Origin of the sequence: Photobacterium sp. OFAV2-7, assembly GCF_022347985.1 — a bacterium.
Classification (GTDB): Bacteria; Pseudomonadota; Gammaproteobacteria; order Enterobacterales; family Vibrionaceae; genus Photobacterium.
Map to the genome: position 1 here is coordinate 1 of NZ_JAKRFQ010000146.1, position 7,754 is coordinate 7,754.

Sequence of the window (7,754 nt, forward strand, 5' to 3'; positions counted from 1 at the left end):
TTCACTCTGCGCCCCAAACGGCCCTTGGTCCGTCCCTCTTTGCGCTGGATCGGCTCGAACTCACCGTCGATGATCTCGGAAAGCTGATCAAGCTCCTGCTTGGGCATAATTTCGTTTCGCAGCGGGTTTGGCATCGTCGGTGCCATTGAGCGCTTGCCTTCATTGGTGGTTTTAGCCCGTGAATAACGGATCACCTCATCGGCATCGCACTTAATGTCAATCTGATAATCACAGTAGCGCTTATCCTGATCCTCAGGGGTGATCGTCAGGTGGTAGCCCCACAGATTGACGGCAAAGATATCATCAGTAATCTTACCTTCGGCCAGTTTTCGTAGCTCGCGGATCAGATCCGACGAGAAACGGCGCCATTCAATATTGCGAGCCAGTTTCTGATTGAGCTCGCTAAGCAGCATCGAGTCATTGACCCTACGGGACATACGGCTCCGGAAGAACGTATAGAGCTGGAAAACCAACGTATGCTGGCGCAGGATCTCCGGTGGGAAGAGGAAAAAGTAATCACGAGTTAGCAACTCGTCAAAGAACGAAGGTTCCCAGACCAGGATATACAGATTGGGCTTGATCCGAATCTCGCCGTCATCACCTTCCTGCGGTGCTTCTTCCGAAGCCGTGATCGTTCTGGCCAGAAAGCGGAAACGATCACTCTTGAAGCCTTCAGGCATGTTCTCGCTGAGCCAGCGACCGGTAAGCTCATGCAACTGAAAATCGGTAAATTCAATCCGATCAATACTCTCTCGGATCGAGTCACGTGCCGGTCCGCTGTCTTTTTTGCCACGAAGAGCCAGAATATCCGTAATATAAATCGGGGTCTTATTGCCCATGTGACGGGACTGGATCTCATAGTCCGGCAAATGATGATCATGGTACTGCACCGTCAACGTAAACAGGGCAAATAAGGTCATCAGATCATCAACGGTCATGATCGATTTTGAGGATCGCGTCTCGATGATCGCCTTGGTGCCGCTGATCGCAACCATCGACTTCTGATAGCTCTTCTTGGTTCTCGGCGGCGCCAGTGCCTGATCAATGATCCCGGCCCAGCTGGTTGGCGAAACAACAATTTGATCAGCTTCGTCAGGCATGGTTGGGGGGGTTCCCAGGCCGTACTCGTTCAACAGACGTCGGTTAACATGGTTTTGCGCCAATGCCTTGGAGCGCTTCTGTTTCTCCTGGGCCTTGCTCTGCTCTGAGTTCAGGCTACCTGTACCAAGCTGAGATATCAGCAAAGCCGGATTCAGAAAGTGGTGCAGCATGGTTTTCCCGGCCAGGCCTTCTTCAAAACGTACAGGTTGTTGGCTGAATAAACCAATATTGACAGCAGCACGCAAGCGCTGCTGAATGGCTGCACGTGTTAGTTGTCCTTCAGTCGCTTCTACCAACTCAGTAGTTGAAACCATACCGTCCTGGCTCGATAGGCCGCGAAGAGAAATTAAGTTAAGCAGTTCAATAATACTTTTCGTCACACCTTTGAAGTGCTGGTACTGAGGTAACCAGTCTACAAGGGCAGAAGGTATTGCGAACAGGTGGCCATCTTTGTGGGATCGTGGCGCAGAGATCAAAATCTTTTCGACGGTTTTATTATCGTTGTTACCAGGGGCTTTCATTTATCATTAGCCGTAGAAGCATCATCTTTCCGGAAAGATTAATAGAAAAAGATCAAGAAATAAAGCTCTTTTTATTGAATCAGTTAAAAACTGATCTTTTTGTTTAATGTGATCTTATTGATATTCTGATCTTATGATCCGGTGAAAAATAAACGCGTAAGTGACTGATTAAAATAACCTTTCAAAATTGCCTGTACGGAAAGATGATCAACATATTGCCGGAACGCTGATCATAACTCATCAGAAACAATGATCATAGTGCCTCAGGAAGGATGATCATCAGTAGCGCGTAACAATGATCATCACGAGTTAGAAACGATGATCATGATATTAAAACAGGTTATCCACAGGTTTATTCAGCGCAGATCCTCTCCGGCGGTGTAATTTCATCTTTTCAGCTGAGGATTGGTCCGGAAAAATGATCATAGTAGTGTCAGTTCAAAGTTGGATCCGACTGCCAGGTTGATGATTGGCGCTTAATTAACCAAGATTCAAATCGCACTCTCCGTAATTTAGAGGTCAATCTTCATGTGTCCGTGTTCGGATCGATGATCAAGTCGTAGGCTCTGTATTTCAACTGATTGTCTAAACATCACTTGCCTGCCGTATATTGCCGGGTTTAGGGCCGGAAAGTTGCCATCAGGCCTGCCGCAATCTGCATTCACCGTAAATTAGCACTAAATGTTCATGCTTCCGGAGGCTTCTGTTTGCCGGCAAGGATGTTGATCTTCTTCTTGATCATTTTTCCGTTGTTCTCGTTGTGATCAGGCTCAGTGAGATGAACGGTTTTACATTGATTACCGCCTTGATCATCGTTTCAGATCGGGCCTGTTTCTCTGGAAGAATGATCAAGTCGCGTTGGTGGATTGTTGTTCAACTCCAAGGATTAGGCCATTTTCATCGTTTTCAGCCTGATTTTGTCTATTTCTATTTTTCATACTGAAATTTGGCTACTGCATGAGGTGATCAGAGCGATAGCTAAGATTGAAATAACACTGGCCGTAAATTGAACAGATAATTTCACGCTTCCGGAGAAAATGGGCCTGATCTACAATTTACATTGTAAAATAGTGACGCTGTAACACTTTTGTGTAATTGTTCTTTCTGTATCATTGCCTCGAAAAAGTGACAGGAAATCGATATAGAAGTGCGGCTTTTTGCTCTGTTAGCTTATTTTCAGTTGAGAACAATATCACACTAGCACGTTCAGCTTTTTATTGTATGTATTTGGTTTTGCTGTACAATGTGTCCCAAAACTAATAATGGCGAACAACAACAATGAATAGGGAACAGACGATTCAAAACTTGCTCAATATCGCAGAGCAAACCAAGCAGGTACAAGCAGACCGGATCGAGATCGTTTTAGAAGAACGTCGTGAAGAGCTTTTCCCGCCGATGTCCAAAGCGTTGATGGAAACACGCTCTGGTCTCACCCGCCGCAAGCTCGATGATGCCATTTCCCGGGTAGAGGCAACGGGCCATCAGTTTACCAAGAACAATGCCAATCATTATTCCATTACGCTTGAAGAAGCGCATCAGCTTATGGATGCAGCCAAAAAACCAGCATTCCATGAACGAGAAGGTGCCGGTCGCAAGCCCTGGATTGTTAATGTGCAAAACCAGAAAGGGGGCACAGGCAAGTCGATGACGGCGGTGCACCTGGCAGCCTGTCTGGCGCTTGATCTTGATAAGCGTTATCGCATCTGTCTTATTGACCTTGATCCGCAGGGTTCTCTACGTTTGTTCCTCAACCCGCAGATCAGTGTCGGTGAGCAGGAAACTATCTATTCTGCGGTTGATGTGATGCTGGGCAATGTACCTGAAGGTCAGGAAATGGATAAGGATTTCTTGTTGGATAATGTGGTGATGCCTACCCAGTATCCGAACCTGAAGACCATTGCGGCGTTTCCTGAAGATGCGATGTTTAATGCCGATGCGTGGCAGGACTTGGCGGTTAACCAGGATTTGGATATTGTCAGATTGCTCAAGGAGCGGGTCATCGATCCGATTGCCGATGAGTTTGACATTATTATGATTGATACCGGTCCGCACATTGATCCCTTGGTCTGGAATGCCATGTATGCTTCGAATGCGCTGATCATTCCTTGTGCGGCCAAGCGTCTTGACTGGGCCTCTACTGTTAACTTTTTCCAGCATTTACCAACAGTTTACGAAATGTTCCCGGAAGAATGGCATGGCCTTGAGTTCATTCGCCTGATGCCGACAATGTTCGAGGATGATAATAAGAAACAGGTCTCGGTGTTGACGGAAATGAATTATCTACTGCGTGACCAGGTGATGATGGCTACTGTACCTCGCAGCCGTGCCTTCGAAACCTGTGCGGATACCTACAGTACCGTGTTTGATCTGACCGCAGCAGAATTTGAAGGTGGTAAGAAAACCTTGTCGACCGCCCAGGATGCAATTCAGCGAGTCGGGCTTGAGCTCGAGCGCGTTATGCACAGTCACTGGGCGAATTTGAATCAGGAGTAACATAGCAGATGGCAATTAAAACCAAAGATCTGAATGCTCGTCTGTTCGGAAAAGCGGATAAACGCCGTGCGACGAACGTCAACGAAGCGCAGAAAGCGGTACGTGACAAAGCTTCTGTTATTGAGCTGGCTGTTGCCGGTGAAGATACCGTTGCGTTTGAGTTGGTGAAAATCAATGCCGGTGAGGTGGAATCAACCACCCAGGTATTTGCCGAAAATGCACGTGAGCAGGCGTTTTTGAACGAACACGCCCTGGCTGATATTTTGACCACGCTCAAGGATCGCGGTCAGCAGTACCCCGCGGTCGGGCGCTGGCTAGACAACGGCAATATCGAGGTGCTTGACGGTAGCCGCCGTCGCATGTCCTGTATTCTGGCCGGCAAGGATTTCTTAATCTATGTCGCCAAGGGGATCAATGGCGAGCATGCCAAGTTTTTGTCTGATGTGGCAAATGCTCACAAGCCACTGTCGCTGTATGAACGTGGCAAGGAGATGCAGCTGTTGCTGACGTCGGGTAAAGTCGCCGATCAGAAAGAACTGGCGAAGTATTGTCAGTGCAGTGAGGCTTTGGTAAGCGGTGCGTTGAAGGCAGCGAGCCTGCCGATGGAGCTGCTAATGGCCTACCCGAGTGTCGGCGAGTTGGGGCGACCAACTATCGTTAAACTGCATCGTATGTTTTTTGGCTTGAACGACGAACAGCGTGATCAGCTGGTGAACAAGCTAACAGTCGGGGATGAGGCGATTTGGAAGACCATTGATGCTCAGGGTATTACGCGTATTACCCGCGAAGTGACGATGTTGCTTGAACAGATCAGTGATGAGCTGCAGCCGAAAGTTGAGATTGAAAAGCCTAAGGCGCAGGAGTTGATCAAGGGGAAAGTCAGCTTTACCCGCGATGGCGACAAACTGCAGCTTAAGCTTAAGAAGCTCAGCGAGAAACAGGCCGATGATATCCTTGCCTACCTCTCGGACTATCTGAAATAGTCATTATTTCAGATCCTACATATGTCTCTAAAACCACGCCTTGCGTGGTTTTTTTATGTCAAATAATGTGACTGGATTGCTGTTGCGCATTACCCTCGCCGCCGTTATCACCGTCATGCTATGATCGCTGGGTGAGTAGCAGTAGAGTGTTGTAATGTCCGATCTTATCCATTTTTGTCACGCCCTTAGCGAGAACGCCAAGCAGGCCAATATCCGTTATTTAGTCGTTGTTGAAGGCGATGCTGGCTGGACCAATGAACTGGTTGGTGCATTTCTTCGTCGTTACCAACATCCCTTGTGGGCAGGCGAATCTTCGCCCGAGCATATTTCTTCTGTCAGATTAAAGAAAGCCAAACAGTTTCTTGGCCGTGAATGCGATTGTCTGATCTTCAATGCCCAACGCGTCTTTGACGCCGAGGCACTCGGTGCGCTGTCGGGAACAATCACGGGTGGTGGCGTTCTGCTGTTGCTGGCACCGACCACTTGGTTTCGGCAAACCGATGAGCAGTCACCGTTTATCCGCCGCATGATTGGGTTACTCTCGCTGCCTGATGTTATTCAACTGCGCCAAGGCTTGCCTTTGCCGCCATTGCCTGCTGTGCCGTCTAGCCACGGGGATTATTCAGATGCCGAGTTTGGTTGTCTTACTCCTGGGCAATACGAGGCAGTAGCGGCTATCCGACGTGTCGTAACAGGTCACCGAAAGCGACCGCTGGTCCTGACGGCAGATCGTGGCCGCGGTAAATCGGCATCACTTGGGATCGCTGCGGCAAGCTTGATGTCAGAACGTACGATGCGAATTGGGGTGACGGCTCCGGCTTATGCCAACACCGAGACGTTGTTTGCCCATGCAGCGCGGCGACTCGGTATTAGTCTTGAGTCACAGACCAGGCTTGCACTGGGTGATAGTGAGTTGGTATTTATCGCTCCCGATGCCTTGTTGTCTGATAAGCCTGCACTTGATTTTTTGATTGTTGACGAGGCTGCTGCTATCCCCGCCCCGATGTTGAACAAGCTACTGCGGCATTATAATCGCATTGCGTTTGCCAGTACGGTTCATGGTTACGAAGGGACAGGACGCGGATTTGCGATCAAGTTTTGCCAGCAGCTTGATGTTGTCACGCCACAATGGCGACAGCTTAAAATCAACCAGCCGATCCGTTGGGCTGATAATGATCCGCTCGAGCAATGGGTTTTTAATGCGCTTCTGCTCGATGCCGAGTATGCTGAACTTGATGCACATTCAGGTGTTGCGAAAAATGATGATATTCGATATCGCTATATCCCGACCGACTCGCTGGTTGGTGACGAAACCTATTTGTCCCAGCTATTTGGCTTGCTGGTCAATGCACATTATCAAACTTCCCCAGCAGATCTTGTCCAGTTACTGGATGATGACGCGATTCATCTTGTGGTCGCCGAAACAAAGAACCACGTTGTTGGTTGTTGTCTGCTGAGTATTGAAGGCGACTTTACCCCGGAGTTAGCGCGGCAAGTAATGCTGGGGCAGCGTCGGCCTAAAGGTCACTTGCTCGCGCAGTCTGTCGCTGCTCATATAGGGATAGAATCGGGGGCTATACAAAGCTGTGCCCGGGTGCTTCGCATTGCCGTCCATCCCGAGAGACAACAACAAGGGATCGGGCTGCTTCTGCTGCAGCATTGCCGTCGCTGGGCGGTCGCAGAGAAATTTGACTACCTTGGTACCAGTTTTGGAATGGCATCGGAGCTTGTGGATTTTTGGCGTAAAGCCGGATATACCCCTGTACGACTTGGTGTCAGTAAAGATGCGGCAAGCGGTAGCCATTCATTGTTGATGATCCAGCCTATCTCCCCAGAGTCAGAAGGCTGGGCAATTCAGGCGCAAACCTTGTTTGCGGCCAATCTTAACGCCCAGCGTGTCGAACAGTATCGTGATCTTGATACTCTGTTGTTTAGCCAGTTATATTTCTCTGCACTGGATGGGGCGGCACAACTGCCACATTACAACACTCACCTTGCCGAGCAGCAGGTGCGTATCTATGCCAATGGCGGTCTGGGGTACGATCTGGTGGTGGCAAGTTTGGAAGTGTGGTTATCTAACTATCTTTCGGGTAAGCAGCAGGCACTAGATACGAACGATTACATGGCTGTGGCCAAGATATTACAGCGTCAGCCCTGGTCAACGATTGTGTCAGACTATGGATTCACCAGCCGTAAAATGGCTGAAAAGTCGTTACGCGAGTATGTTAGCCTGCGGGCTCAATAATATCGATTCTCTTGTACGCAGAGCGAGTCTGCTTTCGCTAATTCTATATCTTCTATAAGGAGCTGAGCATATGCAATTTTCAGTTGATACCCACACCCATACTATTTCCAGTGGGCATGCTTATAGTACGTTGCTTGAAAACGCCGAGGCGGCAGCGAGTAAAGGGCTGTCATTATTTTGTGTGACTGATCATGCGCCGAGCATGCCTGGCGCACCGCATTTCTGGCATTTTGCCAATCAGCGGGTATTGCCCCGTTTTCTTCATGGGGTCGGTATTCTTCGAGGCATTGAAGCAAATGTCCTAAATCAAGATGGCGAGATTGATATTGACCCGCGTATCTCGTCACAGCTTGACTGGGTGATCGGGAGTCTTCATGAACCTGTCTATTCGCCTTCTTCACGCCAGGCGCA

At 48.8% G+C, this 7,754-nt stretch carries 5 protein-coding genes; 4 read left to right on the plus strand and 1 reads right to left on the minus strand.

Annotated features, from left to right (window positions below; translation table 11 throughout):
• On the minus strand, positions 1–1,622 hold a 1,622-nt coding region (locus MHN01_RS10230; protein ID WP_239411261.1), incomplete at its 3' end, for a replication initiator protein RctB domain-containing protein.
• Positions 1,623–2,900: 1,278 nt separating this feature from the next.
• Here MHN01_RS10230 and MHN01_RS10235 point away from each other — a divergent pair.
• From MHN01_RS10235 to MHN01_RS10250, 4 genes are all read left to right on the plus strand, one after another.
• Positions 2,901–4,115: a ParA family protein gene (locus tag MHN01_RS10235; RefSeq protein ID WP_075766674.1), complete on the plus strand. Its 1,215-nt coding sequence runs from the start codon at positions 2,901–2,903 to the stop codon at positions 4,113–4,115.
• An 8-nt stretch (positions 4,116–4,123) separates the two neighbouring features.
• A complete protein-coding gene (locus MHN01_RS10240) occupies positions 4,124–5,098 on the plus strand; it encodes a ParB/RepB/Spo0J family partition protein (protein ID WP_239411262.1) in 975 nt (324 codons plus the stop codon).
• 154 nt (positions 5,099–5,252) lie between these two features.
• On the plus strand, positions 5,253–7,343 hold the full coding sequence (locus MHN01_RS10245) for a tRNA(Met) cytidine acetyltransferase TmcA (protein ID WP_239411263.1): 2,091 nt from the start codon (positions 5,253–5,255) through the stop codon (positions 7,341–7,343).
• A 70-nt stretch (positions 7,344–7,413) separates the two neighbouring features.
• Positions 7,414–7,754, plus strand: a 341-nt coding sequence (locus MHN01_RS10250; RefSeq protein WP_239411264.1) for a PHP domain-containing protein, incomplete at its 3' end; no start/stop codon positions are given.